An 18355-nucleotide genomic window follows, 5' to 3' on the forward strand; every position below is an offset into this window, starting at 1 on the left:
CAGCTTTTCAATTTTCATTTTCAATTAATACTATCTTTCAATATCAATATATTTGTAGTTCATTCCTCCTAGACAGAACCAAGACTTGTCAGGTTCATCATTACTGCCCATTATTATTTTATCTACATCTGCCCCTTTCCAACGCTCTAATTCAGAATCAGAATCACTACGCATAAATTTCCAAGTAGTAGTCCCATCTTCTTTATAATAAAAAGAAACTTGAGGGACATATTTCTTCACATCAGATCTATATATACTTATTCTGCATGAAAGTTTACCTTTATATTCTTCTGTGGTTGACGGTAAATTTATAGCCATCCGTCCTATTTCGTCTTCCCAAGTATCTCCATCATTTGCTGAAACTGCATTAAATTCTCCAGTAAATGTTCTATGCCATACAGCCTTAATTTCTCCTTTTAATGCTACATTGGCTCGATTTGTAAGCGTGAAGTCCATATTAAAAGGAGTATTCAACTTGAATTTCAGTATTTCATTCCTATCTACCCTGTACCCCTCTGGGTTCATAAATTTTAGCGACGGAATACTATTATCTTCCTTAACAGTAAACATCCAATCTTGCTCTTCAGAATAACGCTCAGACGGTAATATCCATGTATTTGTTCCCTCTTCTTGCAGTAACATTTTTAATTTGTATGTTCCGGGGGGTACTGTTACAAAACACGGAATTGAAAGAGTCATAAAATATTTGCATTCAAAATAATAAGAAGGAAACTGTTCAACCATCTTATCGCCTTGCCACAATGAATATTTCACTCTACCTTTAAAGCCATCTTTATGTTCATACACAACACCTTCAAAAACAAATGCTTCTCCACGTACCACAGTACGTCCATAAGGACTTCCCGGCATCCTAACCTCAACCGTTCGAAAGTATGCAGAACCAGGCTGTGTATGATCTTCTAACTGGATATTATCATCCTTCCCGTATTTAGTCCAGTAATCTATATCAAGTTCGAGATCCGGAAGTTCTTCAGGTGTCTTACTTAGATTAAGGGTATAAGTATATTCCTTCCCGGCTTCCCAATTATGAGATTTCGGAACATCCCAAATGTAATACTTATCATCTATAGTTATCTGGAATCGGATGTTACCCGGTGCTTCAGAGATCACAGTCGGCAACATGATCATCTGCGTCTTGACAAGATCGTTATCATCCAGGATGAGATTACGGTCTACGGAATAAATAGCAGTAGACCCGGAGCTTGTGACTACACCGGTGGCAATGTTCATAGTACCGGTTTGCTGGACATCAAGCACTTCAACTTTAGTTAGCTTCCCGGCATGCTGGTAATCATTCTTTCGAATCCGAATGGAGATCAATGATAACGCATGCTTCATTCCTATCTGGGCGATAGGATTTTTCTTATCAACAATAGATGAAGTAGCCAGGGCCGACGCATTAAATAATTTACTATTGCATATGTACTTTTCTTATTGCTATTTAATTGAATATTAATTATTTAGCATTGTTTTATTTCGTTTATATTTCGTATATTTACATGGTAATATTAAACAGTAATTGACATGAAAATAGGTATAATTGACATTTGTAAGCAAATAGAGGACCCTCGGATGGATCGTAAAAAGTTACATAAAATGGAAACGATCATATATGTATCCATTGCTGCTGTCATCTGTGGTGCTCAGTCTTGGAATGAGATTGAAGAATTTGGCCATGCTAAATTCAATTTTTTTAAAAGTAGAATACCCGATTTAGAAGTTATCCCCAGCCATGATACTTTTAATCGTTTCTTCAGCATTATAAAACCATCCTATTTTGAGTTGATTTTCCGCAATTGGGTGAAACAAGTGTGTCAGGAGATTAAAGGTGTTGTAGCCATCGATGGAAAACTAATGCGTGGTCCTAGCAAATGTAATGATGAACATACTACCGGCAAAGAAGGCTTTAAGCTCTGGATGGTTTCAGCATGGTCTGCAGCTAACGGTATTTCTCTGGGTCAGGTAAAAGTGGATGATAAAAGTAATGAAATCACAGCTGTTCCTCTGCTAATCCATGCCTTGGATCTGGATGATTGTATCGTCACTATTGATGCCATGGGCTGTCAGTTGGAAATAACAAAAGCCATTATTGAACGGAATTCAAACTATATAATAGCTTTAAAGAAAAATCAAAAGAGCAGTTATGAATTAGCCAAGAAAATAATTGATGGGTATGAAAACAGAAATGTGATTCTCAATAGGGTTACCCGGCATACCAGCGAAAGTACAGGACATGGCAGGCTTGAAACAAGAGTCTGTACTGTAGTCAGTTATGGTCCGGTCATGGAGCCGATGTTTAAGGACAAATTTGCGGGATTGAGGTCAATAGTGGGCATGAAATCCGAAAGGATAATTTTGGCAACGGGGGAACGTACTGAAGAAACGAGGTATTATATAACTTCACTTGAAAATACTAACCCGGAGGAAATAGCCAATGCCATTAGACAGCATTGGTCCATTGAAAACAATCTGCATTGGCAACTGGATGTTACCTTCAGGGAAGACTACAGCAAGAAAGTGCAGAATGCAGCAAGAAATTTCTCGGCAGTTACAAAAATGGCGCTCACCATTTTGAAGAATGATAAAGTCACAAAAGGAAGCATGAATCTCAAAAGGCTGAAAGCAGGATGGGATGAAAAATACCTGTCAACACTTTTACAGGACAGCGCATTTTAATGCGTCGGCCCTGATGAAGTAGCATAGAGATAATCCGTCTGTGTCGCTATTTCTAAAGGCATAGCTGTAGCATCAGAAATATCATTACTATATGGATAATATGCAAATGCAGTACCTTCTTCTGTCAGTTCAATATCCTTTTCTACCTTCCAATTTCCTTGCATATACATTGCAGGCAAGTTAGCAGCTTCAGGATTATCCTGATAATTAGTACCTAATTCTCCATTGGTCAGATATAAACCAATCCGATCATTATCCGTAAAATTAGTAATTATTCCCCTAGTGACGGGCTCAATGCCGGCTATGACAGGATTAATACTTAAATAGACAGGTTCGGGTTCTGGGGGAGTTACAGGTTCTTCAGGAGCTGGAGGAGTAACTGGAAGATCTATTATATCATCTTCCTTCGAACAAGAAAATATAGCAAGACTCAAAAGAGACATTACTAGCAGTTTTTCAATTTTCATTTTCATAAATTAATTATATTATTTCTGTTTTGTTTCTGTTATTTACATATACTATCTGAATCCAATCGGATTACGAGGTTTTTCAGTTTGTATCTTTTGAGCTTGCAACTCCGCTAATGTCTGATTGATCAATTCCAGTTGCACCCTGGTATCGTCATTGATATCGTTGTAATCAGAGAATACATCTTCTATATACTCTTTCAACTCTTTGACTTCATTCTGAAGTTCACGTACAGGATCAGTGGGAGCATTTAATAGTAACTGGCGAACTGCAACGAAAGCACGCATTATTCCCCGATTAACTTCAATTGCCGTTTTTGAGTTAAGAACACTACTAAGCATTGCCACGCCTAGCTCAGTAAAAACAAAAGGCATGTATTAAAGTTACTTCCCCTTTGGTTATTCAAGGTGCCAAAATTGCACCTTGAAAGTTCTTCCTTTGTTAGTTCAAACATAAAGTCCTCACCTTCAAGTCTTTCAATATTTCTTTTCACAGAACGTTTTAAGTATTTTGTCTCCGTACCGTACATTTCCGCCAGGTCAAAGTCCAACATTACTTTCTGTCCTCGGATCTCATAGATCTTACTCTGAATTAATTGCAACTCCATTTTGTGGGTTTATAACATTTAAAATACAGCAACAGCCATTCCTGCCGCCAATAATAGAAGAAAACCTATAACAAGTTTGAAAATTGTCGTAGTGATCAATACAATCTTCTTGTAGAACCACCTGGCAATTCCTAGTGCCAAACCGCCCCCAGTTAAAGAAAAAGGGAAAGTCGCCTGATTTTCGGAAACCGCTTCAAGAGTAGCATTTCTCTCTCCAAAATAATAAAACGTGACCGCTACAACAACAATTAACAAAAACGATGCAAAAAGCACCAGCAGATTAACTCGTTTCATAAATTAACTCTTTGATTATCAATACCTAAAGATACAAATTTTATTTGAATACACAAAGTAAATGTACTAATAATTCAGAGCGGATTATAGTTAAATTAATTAACAATAATTTGTTTTTTCTTTTGTTGGGGAGCACTTGATTTAAAATAGGTTCTACTTCTTCTTTTTATCTATCCTATCATAGTATTCCAACAGTGCCGTCTCCAATACTTGATAATCCTTTCTTCCTTGATTGGCCGCTTCAATTTTGAGCCTTTTATGAATAGACATTTTAATCCGGAATGAAGTTGACTTCATTTCATCCGAGTTACCATCTTGAATTTCTTCTTTTTTCTTTTTTTGCTCCAGTTGTGAGTCTCCTGATAGAATATCAGATATACCTTCAAATTTTTTCGCCATGATTTCAGATGTTAATTGATTAAAAACCTTTTGTTTTATTTACTTAAATAATTAATTACCGCAAAGATAGTATTTTTTTAGATTCTCTGTATCAATTCTTTCGTTGCATTTGAATAATCAGTAGCCCCCGCACTTTTTTCATCATAAGAAAATATATCCATTCCTTTATGCGGAGCTTCTGAAATGCGAGTATTTCTTCTTATTACACTTTCAAACACATCCGCTCCATGCTTGCCTTTCATTTCCTGTATCACACTTCGGTGGAGCCCGGTTCTTCCATCGTACTGCGTCATCAAATAACCCGCTATTCTCAGTTTTTTATTCAGCTTCTTTTTTATAGTAGAAATAACATCAACCATAGAGACAAGACCATGCAGAGAAAGAACTTCTGTCTGTACAGGAACAAGAACAAAATCAGAGGCAACCAATGCGTTTATTGCTATCAAATTTAAGGCAGGGGGACAATCTAAAATAATATAATCGTATTTTTTCCGTATGGGAGAGATAAGCTCTTTTAAGAAGTATTCTCTTCCATGCTCCTTAAACAATAAATATTCCGCATCAACCATTTTCCGCTCTGAAGGTATAATATCCAGATTCTCTTTTAAATGCTTAATAGGAAGTTTACCCTTACCCTCTTCTACAGCGGCTTTCAAAGCTGTATATATTGTCGCTTCTTGATTTTTTAGGCCCACGCTCAAAGTTAAACTGGCTTGTGAGTCCAAATCCATCTCTAGCGTTTTATACCCCATTCGTGCCAACCCTGCACTTACGTTTATAGCGGTAGTGGTTTTCCCGACACCGCCTTTATTGTTCATTATTGCTACAATTTTTGCCATAACCTTAATTTTTAATAGTTGATGGTGCAAATATACTTATTAATTTTATACCTCAAAACCTTTTTAGGTATTTATTTTATTAATTATTTAATTATTGCGGTATTTATTGCTGGAAAATAAAAAGATTATAGACTTATAACCAGTAAGTTACCCTATGCAAATAGGGAGGATTCCGTGAGAAATTAGATATCTCACGGAATAACAACTCTAATTTATGAACCTAATTTCCTCTTTTTAGGTTTGGTTATGGATTTCGTCTGTGGATTGTTTAATTCCATTTTTATTTTTTCCTTTTTTCTCGATAGATCAAAAGCGAGTGTACTCTTTTCCTTATTAACATGTACATATGCATCAAATGGTATTCCTTTAGAGGATATCATTCCTTTTACTAATACCTTCTCACCTCGTGCAAGTTTCTCTTTATCTTCCGTTGTTATTTTTGTCTCCTTTATAGTATCAGGAATACAAAATTTCTCCCCTGTTTGTTTATCAACAACAATTTCCTTTTTCACACCTAATTTTTGGATCATTCCTTCATAAAGTATTTTTCTACAATCTTCTATAGCTTGATCACGTTTAGGTAGTTCTCTATCCAGGTCGTAAACCTCAGCGATATCACGAGTAGCAATGGCATAAAAATAGGAGCCATTCCAACTATCTCTTTCCACACACTTTTTTTCAAATTCATTAAATTCCTTTTTTAATCCTAAATTATCGAAGAACTCTTTATAGTTGGGGGAATAAGGATTAGTACCGGCATTCATTAATTGAGTATTAGACACATCATATTGGATATTTGGGCGAATTATTTCATACTGAGCTGAGAGTTCATTCTCAAAAACAGCAGAATTAAACACCTTCGGTAAAAGGTATTTATGGGAAAATAATGAAAGTGCTTCTTCTATTGTCGGAACTTTGCCAATTTCAAGATTATCCGCTTTGAACAGAACGCTAACATTTTCTGAAAAATCGTCAGGACTGAAACTTTCTCTCATTTCGGATGCAATTACTATACAAGTTCGCTCAATTTCTTTTTTTATGAAAAATTCATCACTCATCATACGTATGTTGTTGTATGATTTTCCTGTTTCTGAATCATTTAGACATTCATAGAGCCGTTCAGACCAATATGCAAATTGCTCTCTTATTCCCTCAAATCGGTCCTCAAAGAATCTTTCCGGAGCATTGCCTTGGAGTATCTGTATAGCCTCTATTCTAAGATCCTTAATATCGTTATCTGTCACTTTTCCACATTGATCAGGACTGATGTGTAATTTTGAGTCACCACCTTCTGTAAACTCTTGAAGAGCTTTCGATAATTGTTCCTCTTTCCATGAATCTGCTTCTTTCCATTCGCGCAATTTATTTTCAAGATCATCCGCATAATCTGCACATAGCCACATTTCGTCGTATTTCTTGTTGGTCTCCTCCATTTTAGAGAAGAGCGTTATAGTGGCATCTCTTATATTTTTGTCCGGGATATTAATATTCCCAAATTCTTTTTTTACGGCAGCTTCACAAACTTCTATTGAAGGATTTCTTATTTTTAAAATGTTATAACTATCATCATTTACTGCTGCTAATTGTACACTCGTGGGAGGATAGTTTATAAATAAAATACTCAAAGAATTACTATTTACCGCTGCAAGCATTTCTTGCTCTGTGGGATCTTCTATCTGTGATATATTTTCCCATCTTTCTTTGACAGATATTAAACGTGCTTCTTCGCATGGATCAACTATTCTCTTTATTAGTTCAGGATTCCTCTGCACAGCTGCAACTTGAACATTAGGATATGGCCAGCTAATAGCAACTATAATTGAAGGATCTTTTGTCACAGCAGCCAATTGAATAGTCTCTGAAGCATCCGGAAAATATGATATTACCTCCGGTCTTTTACCTACTATAGTAATAGTATTTTCTTCTGATAATTTATCGCAGTAATGCTCCAGAACATGAAAAGTAAGTTTCTCATCATCTGGAAACCATTCTATGACATTCGGATTAATTTTCACCATTGCCTGCTTTACATCATCCGTTAACTTGTCTGCATAATTTCCTTGAATATAAGGTATAAATTCTGGTGCTCTCTCTGATAATGCTAAAATTACATTTAGGGAGGGATCTTTCATATAGAGAATGCTTTCCGGATCTTTCCGGATCTCAGATATTAATAAATTCTCTCTCCATTTAGCTATAGCATCAGCTATATAATTTAGAATATTCATAATAGGTAAGTATTAATGTTTTTAGGATATCCCGTGAGTTGTTTTGTTGCAACTCACAGGAAAGGTTTTTATTTATAAGCCCAGTTTCTTTTTCTTAGGTTTCTCTATAGCTTCTGCTTGTGGACTGTCTATGCTCTCTTTCTTTTTTTCTTTCTTTTCCGGGAAATCAAAAGCAAGTGTTTTCTTTTCCTGATCTATATACACATACGCATCGAATGGTGTACCTTTGGCAGATGTCATCCCTTCAACAAGAATCTTCTCACCCTGCGTGAGTCTCTGTTTGTTTTCTTCAGACAATATTATACCTTTGACGGTATTAGGCATTCGAAATTCCTGTGCCTGCTCATTCTTTTCCGGGAAATCGAAAGCAAGCGTTTTCTTTTCCTGATCTATATACACATACGCATTGAATGGTGTACCTTTGGCAGATGTCATCCCTTCAACAAGAATCTTCTCACCCTGCGTGAGTCTCTGTTTGTTTTCTTCAGACAATACTATACCTTTGACAGCATTAGGCATTCGAAATTCTTGGGCCTGCTCATTCTTTTCCGGGAAATCGAAAGCAAGCGTTTTCTTTTCCTGATCTATATACACATACGCATCGAATGGTGTACCTTTAGCAGATGTCATTCCTTCAACAAGGATCTTCTCACCCTGTACGAGCTTCTGTTTGTTTTCTTCAGACAATACTATACCTTTGACAGCATTAGGCATTCGAAATTCCTGAACCTGCTCACGCTTTTCCGGGAAATCAAAAGCAAGTGTTTTCTTTTCCTGATCTATATACACATACGCATCGAATGGTGTACCTTTGGCAGACGTCATCCCTTCAACAAGGATCTTCTCACCCAGTGCGAGCTTCTGTTTGTTTTCTTCAGACAATACTATACCTTTGACAGCATTAGGCATTCGAAATTCTTGCTGTGTCCCGTTTTCAATGTTCTCCTGGAAGCTGTAGACTGGCTTATTCTTTTCTAAGTCATAAGATACATTAGCAGAAAATGGTTTCCCATTACGATCAATAAGGTTTTCAAGAAATACTTGTTCACCTTTGCTCAATTGCTCTTTTTGTTGTTCTGTCAATACTACACCTTTTATTTCATTAGGAATAGTAGTCGTCCCAGTCGCCTGAGTCGTTTCATTAATTTTCTCGTCCATGTTTAATGATTTTAAATTATTACTAGAAACTTCTATAGTTAAATTCTGATATGATTTATAGAGAATATATCTCAGACTATTATCTGTTAATTTAAAGTTGAGGTCTACACCGCTTTTTTTTAGCATATCAATGAATAACGATTTTATTTTCTTCCATAATGCGAGTTCATCAGGATCGCTAAAACCTCTTTCTGCTAATTTCGCTAGATACTCTTCGGTTTCAATCAGGCGTTTAGTCGGATCTCCGTTTGTTGCATACAGTATTCTTCCTTGAATTTCTGGAACTGCGTTGTTATAAACGTTATCCAGAAATACATCGAAATGTTCACCAAACATTTTTCTAAGCCCATAGTGTGCTACTGCTTCATGAAAAACAGTTCGTTGCGCATCTTCCAAACTCGAAATGTGCGGGAGATATACATTCACACTATTAGTTGTTGGTATAAACCATCCTTTTACATTACTTCCGGATTCTATCTTTTTTTTAATTAGACTATCAGGTAGTTCATTTATATCATTTATAATATTAACTGAAGTATGCATAGAATTAGCCAAAGACTCAACAGCGGAAATAAACTCTGCTCTTGATGGATGCATACTTGCGGAAAAAGCGTTTCTTAAAAATATCTGATCTTCACGTCTGGTATCTTCAGTCAACTTTGCTAGAGAGTTGCGTCTTTCTTCAAGAGACATACCCATGCGTGATTGTACATTGCGGGCTTCCACTTCACCAGAAAGTTCTCTCTGTGCCCTAATTACGTCTATGTATTTTCCCTCTGCAACAGATAGATTACCGCCATGAGCAAATCCTTCTATGTGTTGAATTGCATGCTGAACCTCATGAGATAGTATTCTTTCTGCAATATCACTCAGTTTAAAACCGAGTAAATCACCCCGTTTTTCAAGAGGAATATCATCAATAGATTTAATCCACTCTTCTATCTCTGGACAGCGTTCAGCTATATTTTTGTATGCATCATTACTCATACGGTTATGTTCGCCACCAAAGGCATCATCTTCGTATCTCCATTTATCATTAGCACCTCTCTCCCATCCCGTAGCGATCTTAATAGATAGAGCATCTTTACCGACGAATTCCATTTCTTTAGCAACAAAAAGGTTATCTAACCTATAAGTTGCTTCTTCAGCTCGATCAAGCTTAGCAGCTCCTTTCTCGCCAATGAAGCGATATCGGATATCATTTTTGCGACTGTTAAACCGTTGAGACAAAGGAATTATATTACCCTTATTATCATAGGTAATCGAATAATCAAGCTTCCGGTTATTTTTTGTATTCTTATACCGATAGCCTTTTCCGTCGTCAACTCCCCATTCATTAATGTCATTGCCATCCCACCACAATTCGTTGGCAGAAACTTCTTGTTCAATCAGCAGGAATTTTCCTTCAAGACGTGCATTCCCATGCATTTCCGCATACTTTTTGCTTAGTGTCACCCAATCACCGTTTCTTATACTGTTCTCTTTCACAGTTATCGGAACGGCACGATATACCTTTATCTTTGGTATATTCCCAGTGTTATGTATTTCATTTATGGCATTACTTATTACTTTGGCCGATTCCTTTCCCTCCGGAGTATCCGTGCCATAAGCTCTCAGGTTCGTGAAATAGTCATCGGGTTGTGGGGAATATCCCATGGCTATATCTTCAACATTCACATCAGGACTATTCTCTTCTACGTCTGCACGTCTCGCCTGCGTATTTTCATACCCAGGGTTAGCCGGTGCTGTCCATGCACCCATCCCTTGATAATCGCTGGTCACATCTTCATAACCGTTGCGGCGTGCCGCCTCATTTACAAGGTCACGTATACGCGACTCGTTATTATCATTAACCGCTGTGAAATATTCTTCATCCAATTGTCCACTGGACATATCCTGAAACTCCTGCAAACGTTCTCTTTCTACTTTAGCCTCTTTTTCCATACGTATACGAGCAGCTTCCATTTGATCATGTTCTGCTTTCGTATTATGAACTACTTCCTCCCGTAGTTCATCTATATTTCCGAAGTTCTCATATAACTCTTTTTTTATGGGAGATAAGCGATTTGAGAATTGCTCGAAACTATCATTTATGTTATCAATTCTCACTTTCCTTTTCATGTTTATCAGGGCATAAGAAGCTCCTCCCAAATTCCCTATACGCATAGAATCAGCATATTGTTTCACATCTGTCTCTTCTAAGTTATATTTTATGGCAAAGGATGAAAAATTATTGTCTGCAATGCGGAAACGGATATCATCCATTTCATATATGTTTGTATCATTTTGTAGACTTTCTCTTTTATACTCAACAGTAGGTTCCATCAGTGATAGTTCTATCGCACTTTGCGTATGAAGCCCATCTGCTACAATACAGTCTAGCAATTTGACTGTGTGCCCGGAGAATCGTCCTACTTCCATATTTAAAAAATCAAGATTTACATTCTGAAGACTATAACTTCCATACAATACTGCCCGTACACCACCGAATCTTATAGTATTTTGTACTATTTCATTGGCTATTTTAGTCTCATTACCGCTTACAGCATTAAATGCAGTATGCAGATTTCCTACAATATGATCTCCATGATCTAAAATCAGGTAACTGACCTTTTGCCTGTTTCCCAAACGTTGGGAAGATATTAATGCTGCTATGTCTCTAGAAGAATGTACTACGCTCAGTTTTTGAGGATCATAATCTCGTGAAAATACCGTTTTATCAAACGAATACAGTTTTAAAGGGTATTCATCATAGATTGGCTGCGGATAATTGGTTTCCTCACTATTTCCTTTGAGATCAAATGTGCCGTATTTTCCGGAAGTTGTATTTATAATAATACCTTCTCGTAATACATTATTTCCCACCATCTCAGCTATTACATCGAGTAATCTAACATCTGGCCTGGAACAGTGTAAGTTACCAGATGGGTGATTATGCACGAAATATACTTGATCAGCTCCCAAGGCGTCATAGGCAGCTTTTATTGCAGCTAAGTTAACTTGGGTTTCTGCAAAAAGCCCCATCCCTAAATGCACTATAGTTGGAATGTTTTCTTTTACCAGAACAACAAAAGCATTCTCAACAGAGGCATTCTCTAACTCTTTAAATATATAAGCCACATCATCAGCTGTTTCTATTTTCTCTTTCCCACAAAAAGAAAACATCCCACTTTCACGAAATATTCTCTCTATATGACAGAATTCACCATTTCCTTTGGGTAAACCGCTTAGGGAAGTTAATGGAGCTTCGTTATTTTGTTGCGAAATAGATTCACTTTTAAATTCCGCTACTTTATGATAAGTACCATTCTCTTTTCTCATACATTACAAATTAGTTTAATTAGTTTGTGTCCGGATATGATAAACAACTTGCCATCACTGCCATTTTTCAGAGTATCTGATCCTGTTTTGCCCGTGTGAATAAAATATCCTTTATTACTATTTGAATGTTCTATTAACTTTCTAAAGCTCATTATGTGTTCACGCGAAACATAAGACTTATATCGTTTTGCTTGTATCAGAACAAGATGACCATTTTCGATAATACGTCCATCTACTCCACCATCTCCTGTATATCTTTTATTGCGAATTACTTTGCATCCTTTTTCTTCAAATACAGACAAAAGTAATTCCTCAAAAACGAATGGGTCAATTTTCCTTAAGTATGGGATCACTTTAGAATCAGGCAGAGTTCTCACTTTAGTAAGTACTCTAGAAGCTGTTTGCATATTCCTTTCCTGGCGCCATCGTTTGTGTGTATTAAAAACGACCTTATAAATAACTATAGCAGCGAAAAGTAGAATTAATATATATAGTTGCATAATAATCTAAGGTTTTTAATTATTAAATTAATAAATTATTTACCGCAATAATTTATACTTTTAATTCTTTTCTCTTGGTACTAACTGTACCGCTTTTAATGATTGATTCTCCCTGTTTTTTTTCTTTTCTCTTATTTATTTCAGTCTTCTCTCCATTATTATTATGACGAATTTGTATCTCGTGTTTAAGAGCTGGAGTAATGACAAGTTTGCCTTGCTTGTCTTGGGTTACATGTGCCGTATATTTTTCCCCTTTGGAATCAATGAGATTAGATATTTGAATCGTTTTCCCTTGTTGGAGAGCTTTAGTATCTTCATTCGAGAGCAGGGAACCACCTATTTTAATTTTCCCGATATTTGCTTCTAATCGTTTTGAATCTACACTATATTGAATTACCATACTATACGAACACAGTTCTTTTTCGCTTTCAATAACCACCGGCAAACCGGTTCTAAGTTCTTCTTTGTTACTATCAGATAATCTTATTCCGTTGTATTGATCCGGGATAACAATATCTTTAACTGATTTAGAGACTAATTCTCCTGTGAATCTATCAACAGAGATTAATACATCTATTACCTTTCCTGCTGAATTTGTAACCTGGATCACTTCTCCAGCATTCCTGTCTATTAATAAGTTTTGCTTTTGCGTATCTGTAAAATGATGTCCCATAAAAGATTGATTGAGATCACTAGCTAAATCATTTCTAACGAAATGAACTTTCACCCCTAATTCTCCATCATCTTTTTTTGTAAGCGATAGTCTAACCTGGGCATCTATAGTCTGATCTAAAATTTCGATCTGGATATTGACCAAAGAAGCGGTTTTTCCTTCTGATAATAACTCGCTTACTATTTTTTCTCGTTCTATTGCAGGGATACCCAATTTTTCTAATTCATTCAAAGGTTTATTGAATAATGACGTATCATCTTTCTTTCTTAATGAATTCAACATACCATCCTTTGTCCTTTTTAAAATCTCTAAAATATTTCCCATATTCTTTTTCTTTATAATTAGTTTATATATCAGTTATATACAAAGGACAACATAAAAGCTCGTTGGAGCAATATATCATGCGCATGTAGGGATGAGAAAGGACATGTTTAGATGGGTGCAGGGATGAGAAAGGACATGCTATAAAAAATATATCTATGGCAACTTTTCAATTTGCAACAAAGAATCATAATATGATTGAGTTCGATTATTGCGGAGAGGGTGTTTTCAACGTTAAGGCAAATGGTGAAGAAAAAGAAGGTACACATATTCAAGAGGCGGTCGGTTTTTCATCGAATTTCATAAAGAAAAGGCCGTGGTGTATATACTTGATGTGATTGCAGAAATGATGAAAGATAAAAGAGAAATGTTAGACTAATAATATAACGCTTCGCTATCGGCATGACGGGCACACATTATGACAATCAGAGAACTTATTATTCAGAAACGTACAGAAGTAGCCCAATAAGCTACCTCCGTTTTTTTCTTTTTTTGATGGGAAAACTATGGAGCTTATACAAATATCTGTATATTCATAGTTTCCTTCTTTTCAGTTTAATGACTTTAGGCTTCTCAGGTTTGCCATTGTGATTTACTATATTCTCCTTAGCTTCCTCAAGAATTATAACTTCGGTGTTTAGTCCAGATTCATTTAATAGCTTAATAGCTTCTCTCTCATCATGAGCAATTACTTGGAAATCCTGTTCTGGATAGGTATTTTCATCATAACTATTATACAAGTTTACTTTTTCGGTTGTTTCCATATATTTTTATTTTAGTTTACTACTGTTGTTTTATCATCTTTTCGCTATATTTGCGGCAGATACCAACGATAGGTGTCATTGTACGTTCAATTTTTCCTTTGTAGAAAGCGGCAATTTTCAACAAAGTAAGGAAATAGATTGAGCGGTGAGCGTGTTTTGTTTTATCACAAATATGCGTGCCCGTTATATCTATGCTTCCTTACTTGGTTTGTTTGCCGCACCTCTACGAAGGGTATATTTATTTTCGGGCACGTTCTATTTAAACAATACAAAACATGAGCAACTTTAGAACTTTCAAAGATTTCTTCCATTTCAATAAAGAAGTAGTGTGTTTAATAGTTTTGGGCTATATAGCACTTATCTTTATAATCATTGTATTAAGTGTAACTATCAGTGAGCAAAACCGAACAATTAACCTTCTGCAAAATGGAATAATCAGAAAGCAATCGGATTCGTATATTCGGCAACCTCGTAAAGATGGATTATTAGAAGCTGAATACAGGATGATGATAAAATCTACTTATCGGTAATATTTAAATCCTCTATATCCTTTTAGCGTTTCAATATCTCACACACATTACAGCAAAAAATGATAGTGCTACCAACACAAATGCAGTGATAGCATATGCAAATGCTATTTGATATTTATCCATAAATATTTAAGTTTTATTTTTAATATTCATATTTACTTTGTTTTATCACTTGTCCTAAATCCATATTAACTTCTTCTTTATTGTTAGTAGTCAATTGTCTTTTCAGATTTTCTATTATAAATCCACTCATACGCTTTTGCCTTTTCTTCTACTGCATCAGCCTTTACACTTTTATTTGAAGAATATTCGCCATCGCAGAGGGGATTTTCAATAAGTGGGATAAACTGTTCTACTTTAAAGAAATGGAACTTCCCCAATTTACGTTCATATATAAAAGTTACAATTCTTACTATATGGTCTAGCCTTGTCCTATTCCATGCCTTAGTCTCACGAACGGAACTATATACCTGTTGCTTTTTTAATAAGTTCATTTTCTCTTGTAAAAATCAATACCTAAATATATTTTTCTTTTATTGGGGGAATTCCAACTTTCTATAACAGTATTAAGTTTCTCTTTGGTAGTAGCCGGTAAGTTGTTTAACTCTTTGAACTTCTGGAGATATTCTTCGGCTTGTGTAAACGGTAAAAATCCAGATAAGAAGTCATTGCCATCTTCATCGCATGCCAAACTCTGTAGTTCTCCTACCTCCAAAAACTTAAAAAACAACATTTCCTGGAGTAATTCATTCCATTCTTCAGGTAGAAAATCAAGCTCCGTATCAGTACAACTTAAACCACTTCCTTCATTTTCCATCAAGTACAATTTCATTGGACGGGATCTGTCGATCTGATTTTCAGCTAAATATATCTGAGTCATCAATTTAGAAACTTCTCTTTCTATATTCATATCATACAGTTGTGCAGTAGTTAGAAGTTTCTTTATTGTCCCCGTTCTATACGTAGTAAATTGAGCCAAATCTCCTGTTATTAACATAAACTTAGAATAATAAAAGCGATATTCTAGTATCTCTAAAATATTCCCCCATATTGAGCTATTCAGTGTGAGAAGAAACAAGTCATCTATAATGAGCCGTGAACATTCCTTATACTCTGCGATCTGAGTAGGTGTCAATATACTACTGTTAAAAACTTCTTTGCCATCAATAAATAGACAAGCTTGAAAAACATCTATATATGTATTAGCCAATGCTGATTTATTTATGCCGGAATCCCCTGTTATTATAATTACATCTTTCATATCGGAATTATTCTTCAGTATATACGCTAGTAGTATTAATTATTCCTGTTTTGGTATCTGTGATACCATCATTTATAAAAAAGCCATCAAAGATAAGCGCCTTATAGTTCGCTTCCGTAGTCCAAAATGTACATATTCTACCATTTACGCAGATATTACATTTTATAAGATCATTGTATTTAATGACATTCTCTGTGGATTCTTTTCCCACAACATTAATTTGAATTTTCTTTTTCATGTTTATTGTTATTAGTTATTCTTTGAAATCCAGTTATCAGTATCACAGTGAAAGCAATATCCGCTTTTAGGATGTTCCGCACCGTCTTTAGCTCCACAAGTTCCACAATAATACTCCTTATCATATTCCGGGGAAAGACCTTTATTTCGTTCTTTAATGACGGCTTTCCTTTCTTCAAGCATCATCATTTTATCGGGATTACGGCTCAAATAAAACTTTCTGACTTTATGTATTTGCTTTTCAAATAGTTCATCAGATTCAGCTATTTGCTTTGCTGTATATTTGCTCATTTCTATTCTTGTTATTCGCTAAGAAACAATTCTCTCACACATGAAAATGAAATAACATCTGCATGGCAATAAACTCTTCTTTTTTCAAAATCAATACTTAGCAGTTGGTATTTTGGAAAACAAAGAGAAGATACATAAGTAACTTTGAAATAGGCATACATACCGGTGTTTTCAATGTGAAATTCCGAAACAATGCCTTCAGTAACTTCCTCAATTTCTTTGATTATTTCAAATTTCAGCTCTTCTAATTTTTCTAACGTTATTTGAACTCTACTCATTTCTTGATTTTATTAGTCAATTCCTAACGCTTGTTTAATGTGTCTTTGGACATCATATCTACCTCTCCATTCTCCACGTTGTTCGTCGATTTTCTCTTTAAGTAAAAGTACATTGCGGACAATGGTAATGTCTTTATATCCAATTAAATCGTAAAAAGGAACATTATCGTCTTCTTCGTCTCTTATTTCCACATCACTAAGTGGAGATGGATGTTCAAGTTTACGTGCTGAATAATTCATTAGTTCGGTTAAGAACTTGTCAAGTTCCTCAATAGTGAGTTTCTTGTCTAAAAATTCTATTTCATTCATATTTATCTTGTTTTACTCTTATTATTTAAAATAATAGCCACATTTAAATCCTTTGCGTGGTGAGAAGTCGGCAAAATCAAATGACTTGAATAACCATCTCCTATTAGCCCACTTCGCTATATCTAACTCATATTGTCTAGGCTTTCTAGTGTTTGAAAAATCCCGATATGGTTGAACAAAAGGGGTAATTCCTAAACTCTTTAGTGTATTAAGCCGAAACAGATCTTGCTCGATTGTTGAATTGAAACCAACTAAAACATAACATATAATCTTACGAGGTTTTACATACTTGATCATCTCTTTAAGTCGGTCCGTCAGGTCTATTTGAGGAAAATCCCATGCAATGTGTATAGACTGGTTTATTCTCAATTTATTCAACCAGTACGCTTGCTCTTCATTCATTATTCTGACATCGACTCCATGAAGTTTCACAGGCTGCCTAGCTTTTAAAAGGTAATCTACAGCACCTACCCATTCTGGATTTGCAAAAAAATTATTATCAAGTACCTCTATCCATTCTCCCTTGGGGTTGAGCTTCACAGGCTCTGCCGGTTGAATATCACCTTCTTTCTCTCTCACAAGGCAAAATGGACATTGCCGGATGCACCCTCTGCTAAAGAATTGAATGGAAAAATCATACTGCGGATATATAGAATAATCCATCAATATACTGCTTTCAATTTCACATGATAATTGTTTCTTTATGTCATACCCTGTACCTCCTTTTTCGACCATATCTGTCTGCAATGTCAGATAGTTGAAATCAGGAGTAAAGGTAAACACCTTACTTGCTAAAACTTTATCATATCTGTTGAAAGGAGTAGCCCATTCTACTTGATCACCTTTCGCTTTATGGAAAGCAGATACACGCATAAGAGCGAAGTTAGGGAAGTTGTGACCGTCAACGTCAATTAATCCGATATTCATGTTCTTTATTGAATTAAAATTGTTCTATCAAAAGATTGACGATCTAACAGAATAGAAGGTCTTTTGGATATATCCCAAAGTTTATATTCTTCAAGTAGAGTTACATTGTTATTTTCTAACTGGCACAATCGCTTCCCTATTGATACAGCGTTTTTTTTAGTATTAAACGGTATCCTCTTTCCATTCACATATAATGCCCAAATGGATATTGCTTTTGTTCTTAGTTCAAGCATAATTTCTTCTAATTTGACAG

20 protein-coding genes and 1 pseudogene are annotated in these 18355 nt (G+C 35.5%); 2 read left to right on the top strand and 19 right to left on the bottom strand.

The features are described 5' to 3' along the window. Positions 1-30: 30 nt before the first annotated feature. Positions 31-1359 (bottom strand): fimbrillin family protein, encoded by a 1329-nt coding sequence (locus VCM39_RS13395; RefSeq protein WP_413544803.1) that lies wholly within the window; start codon positions 1357-1359, stop codon positions 31-33. A gap of 186 nt (positions 1360-1545) precedes the next feature. Here VCM39_RS13395 and VCM39_RS13400 point away from each other — a divergent pair, with 186 nt between their 5' ends. Beyond that, on the top strand, positions 1546-2697 hold the full coding sequence (locus VCM39_RS13400) for an ISAs1 family transposase (protein ID WP_413544804.1): 1152 nt from the start codon (positions 1546-1548) through the stop codon (positions 2695-2697). Here VCM39_RS13400 and VCM39_RS13405 read toward each other — a convergent pair. The 9 genes and pseudogenes from VCM39_RS13405 to VCM39_RS13445 all read right to left on the bottom strand — a co-directional run bounded on the left by VCM39_RS13405 (position 2694) and on the right by VCM39_RS13445 (position 13508). After that, a complete protein-coding gene (locus tag VCM39_RS13405) occupies positions 2694-3140 on the bottom strand; it encodes a fimbrillin family protein (protein ID WP_322933739.1) in 447 nt (148 codons plus the stop codon). The two genes, VCM39_RS13400 and VCM39_RS13405, sit on opposite strands and share 4 nt — an antisense overlap. A gap of 75 nt (positions 3141-3215) precedes the next feature. Next, positions 3216-3772: pseudogene (locus tag VCM39_RS13410) on the bottom strand (ORF6N domain-containing protein). 18 nt (positions 3773-3790) lie between these two features. After that, positions 3791-4066: a hypothetical protein gene (locus VCM39_RS13415; protein ID WP_322933737.1), complete on the bottom strand. Its 276-nt coding sequence runs from the start codon at positions 4064-4066 to the stop codon at positions 3791-3793. Positions 4067-4219: 153 nt separating this feature from the next. Beyond that, entirely contained in the window at positions 4220-4465 is a 246-nt protein-coding gene (locus tag VCM39_RS13420) for a hypothetical protein (protein WP_322933736.1), read from the bottom strand. A 77-nt stretch (positions 4466-4542) separates the two neighbouring features. After that, positions 4543-5304, bottom strand: a complete 762-nt coding sequence (locus VCM39_RS13425) for a ParA family protein (RefSeq protein ID WP_322933735.1) — start codon at positions 5302-5304, stop codon at positions 4543-4545. 212 nt (positions 5305-5516) lie between these two features. Continuing rightward, the gene (locus VCM39_RS13430; protein WP_322933734.1) at positions 5517-7532 is read right to left on the bottom strand and encodes a DUF3945 domain-containing protein; all 2016 of its coding nucleotides are present in this window, start codon (positions 7530-7532) and stop codon (positions 5517-5519) included. A gap of 72 nt (positions 7533-7604) precedes the next feature. Further along, a complete protein-coding gene (locus tag VCM39_RS13435; protein ID WP_322933733.1) occupies positions 7605-12011 on the bottom strand; it encodes a DUF3945 domain-containing protein in 4407 nt (1468 codons plus the stop codon). Beyond that, positions 12008-12418, bottom strand: a complete 411-nt coding sequence (locus tag VCM39_RS13440) for a restriction endonuclease (RefSeq protein ID WP_322933732.1) — start codon at positions 12416-12418, stop codon at positions 12008-12010. The genes VCM39_RS13435 and VCM39_RS13440 overlap by 4 nt, the downstream gene beginning before the upstream one ends. A gap of 145 nt (positions 12419-12563) precedes the next feature. Then, positions 12564-13508: a DUF3945 domain-containing protein gene (locus tag VCM39_RS13445; RefSeq protein WP_322933731.1), complete on the bottom strand. Its 945-nt coding sequence runs from the start codon at positions 13506-13508 to the stop codon at positions 12564-12566. A gap of 155 nt (positions 13509-13663) precedes the next feature. Here VCM39_RS13445 and VCM39_RS13450 point away from each other — a divergent pair, with 155 nt between their 5' ends. Next, on the top strand, positions 13664-13843 hold the full coding sequence (locus VCM39_RS13450; protein WP_322933730.1) for a hypothetical protein: 180 nt from the start codon (positions 13664-13666) through the stop codon (positions 13841-13843). Between the two features lie 195 nt (positions 13844-14038). Here the strand turns inward: VCM39_RS13450 and VCM39_RS13455 are convergent, their stop codons facing one another. The 9 genes from VCM39_RS13455 to VCM39_RS13495 all read right to left on the bottom strand — a co-directional run bounded on the left by VCM39_RS13455 (position 14039) and on the right by VCM39_RS13495 (position 18335). Then, positions 14039-14269 (bottom strand): hypothetical protein, encoded by a 231-nt coding sequence (locus VCM39_RS13455; protein ID WP_130061973.1) that lies wholly within the window; start codon positions 14267-14269, stop codon positions 14039-14041. Between the two features lie 736 nt (positions 14270-15005). Then, positions 15006-15293 carry a hypothetical protein gene (locus VCM39_RS13460; RefSeq protein ID WP_322933729.1) on the bottom strand — a complete coding sequence of 96 codons (288 nt, stop codon included), beginning with the start codon at positions 15291-15293 and terminating at the stop codon, positions 15006-15008. Beyond that, positions 15290-16060 carry a hypothetical protein gene (locus VCM39_RS13465; RefSeq protein ID WP_322933728.1) on the bottom strand — a complete coding sequence of 257 codons (771 nt, stop codon included), beginning with the start codon at positions 16058-16060 and terminating at the stop codon, positions 15290-15292. Before VCM39_RS13465 ends, VCM39_RS13460 begins: the two co-directional genes overlap by 4 nt. A 7-nt stretch (positions 16061-16067) precedes the next feature. Next, positions 16068-16298: a hypothetical protein gene (locus VCM39_RS13470; protein WP_322933727.1), complete on the bottom strand. Its 231-nt coding sequence runs from the start codon at positions 16296-16298 to the stop codon at positions 16068-16070. Positions 16299-16309: 11 nt separating this feature from the next. Next, complete coding sequence (locus tag VCM39_RS13475; protein ID WP_322933726.1) at positions 16310-16588, bottom strand: hypothetical protein; 279 nt, start codon at positions 16586-16588, stop codon at positions 16310-16312. Between the two features lie 11 nt (positions 16589-16599). Next, on the bottom strand, positions 16600-16866 hold the full coding sequence (locus VCM39_RS13480) for a hypothetical protein (protein ID WP_270288950.1): 267 nt from the start codon (positions 16864-16866) through the stop codon (positions 16600-16602). A 12-nt stretch (positions 16867-16878) separates the two neighbouring features. After that, positions 16879-17175: a hypothetical protein gene (locus VCM39_RS13485; RefSeq protein ID WP_234134240.1), complete on the bottom strand. Its 297-nt coding sequence runs from the start codon at positions 17173-17175 to the stop codon at positions 16879-16881. 21 nt (positions 17176-17196) lie between these two features. After that, positions 17197-18102: a hypothetical protein gene (locus VCM39_RS13490; RefSeq protein WP_322933725.1), complete on the bottom strand. Its 906-nt coding sequence runs from the start codon at positions 18100-18102 to the stop codon at positions 17197-17199. Between the two features lie 5 nt (positions 18103-18107). After that, a complete protein-coding gene (locus VCM39_RS13495; RefSeq protein ID WP_322933724.1) occupies positions 18108-18335 on the bottom strand; it encodes a hypothetical protein in 228 nt (75 codons plus the stop codon). Positions 18336-18355 lie beyond the last annotated feature (20 nt).

This window comes from Bacteroides mucinivorans, from assembly GCF_034654355.2.
Taxonomy (GTDB): domain Bacteria; phylum Bacteroidota; class Bacteroidia; order Bacteroidales; family Bacteroidaceae; genus Bacteroides; species Bacteroides nordii.

Bases quoted from the DNA above. Each gene is read 5' to 3' on its own strand.
- VCM39_RS13395 (WP_413544803.1), bottom strand. From the start codon at position 1,359: ATGAAGCATGCGTTATCATTGATCTCCATTCGGATTCGAAAGAATGAT.
- VCM39_RS13400 (WP_413544804.1), top strand. From the start codon at position 1,546: ATGAAAATAGGTATAATTGACATTTGTAAGCAAATAGAGGACCCTCGG.
- VCM39_RS13405 (WP_322933739.1), bottom strand. From the start codon at position 3,140: ATGTCTCTTTTGAGTCTTGCTATATTTTCTTGTTCGAAGGAAGATGAT.
- VCM39_RS13415 (WP_322933737.1), bottom strand. From the start codon at position 4,066: ATGAAACGAGTTAATCTGCTGGTGCTTTTTGCATCGTTTTTGTTAATT.
- VCM39_RS13420 (WP_322933736.1), bottom strand. From the start codon at position 4,465: ATGGCGAAAAAATTTGAAGGTATATCTGATATTCTATCAGGAGACTCA.
- VCM39_RS13425 (WP_322933735.1), bottom strand. From the start codon at position 5,304: ATGGCAAAAATTGTAGCAATAATGAACAATAAAGGCGGTGTCGGGAAA.
- VCM39_RS13430 (WP_322933734.1), bottom strand. From the start codon at position 7,532: ATGAATATTCTAAATTATATAGCTGATGCTATAGCTAAATGGAGAGAG.
- VCM39_RS13435 (WP_322933733.1), bottom strand. From the start codon at position 12,011: ATGAGAAAAGAGAATGGTACTTATCATAAAGTAGCGGAATTTAAAAGT.
- VCM39_RS13440 (WP_322933732.1), bottom strand. From the start codon at position 12,418: ATGCAAACAGCTTCTAGAGTACTTACTAAAGTGAGAACTCTGCCTGAT.
- VCM39_RS13445 (WP_322933731.1), bottom strand. From the start codon at position 13,508: ATGGGAAATATTTTAGAGATTTTAAAAAGGACAAAGGATGGTATGTTG.
- VCM39_RS13450 (WP_322933730.1), top strand. From the start codon at position 13,664: ATGGCAACTTTTCAATTTGCAACAAAGAATCATAATATGATTGAGTTC.
- VCM39_RS13455 (WP_130061973.1), bottom strand. From the start codon at position 14,269: ATGGAAACAACCGAAAAAGTAAACTTGTATAATAGTTATGATGAAAAT.
- VCM39_RS13460 (WP_322933729.1), bottom strand. From the start codon at position 15,293: ATGAACTTATTAAAAAAGCAACAGGTATATAGTTCCGTTCGTGAGACT.
- VCM39_RS13465 (WP_322933728.1), bottom strand. From the start codon at position 16,060: ATGAAAGATGTAATTATAATAACAGGGGATTCCGGCATAAATAAATCA.
- VCM39_RS13470 (WP_322933727.1), bottom strand. From the start codon at position 16,298: ATGAAAAAGAAAATTCAAATTAATGTTGTGGGAAAAGAATCCACAGAG.
- VCM39_RS13475 (WP_322933726.1), bottom strand. From the start codon at position 16,588: ATGAGCAAATATACAGCAAAGCAAATAGCTGAATCTGATGAACTATTT.
- VCM39_RS13480 (WP_270288950.1), bottom strand. From the start codon at position 16,866: ATGAGTAGAGTTCAAATAACGTTAGAAAAATTAGAAGAGCTGAAATTT.
- VCM39_RS13485 (WP_234134240.1), bottom strand. From the start codon at position 17,175: ATGAATGAAATAGAATTTTTAGACAAGAAACTCACTATTGAGGAACTT.
- VCM39_RS13490 (WP_322933725.1), bottom strand. From the start codon at position 18,102: ATGAATATCGGATTAATTGACGTTGACGGTCACAACTTCCCTAACTTC.
- VCM39_RS13495 (WP_322933724.1), bottom strand. From the start codon at position 18,335: ATGCTTGAACTAAGAACAAAAGCAATATCCATTTGGGCATTATATGTG.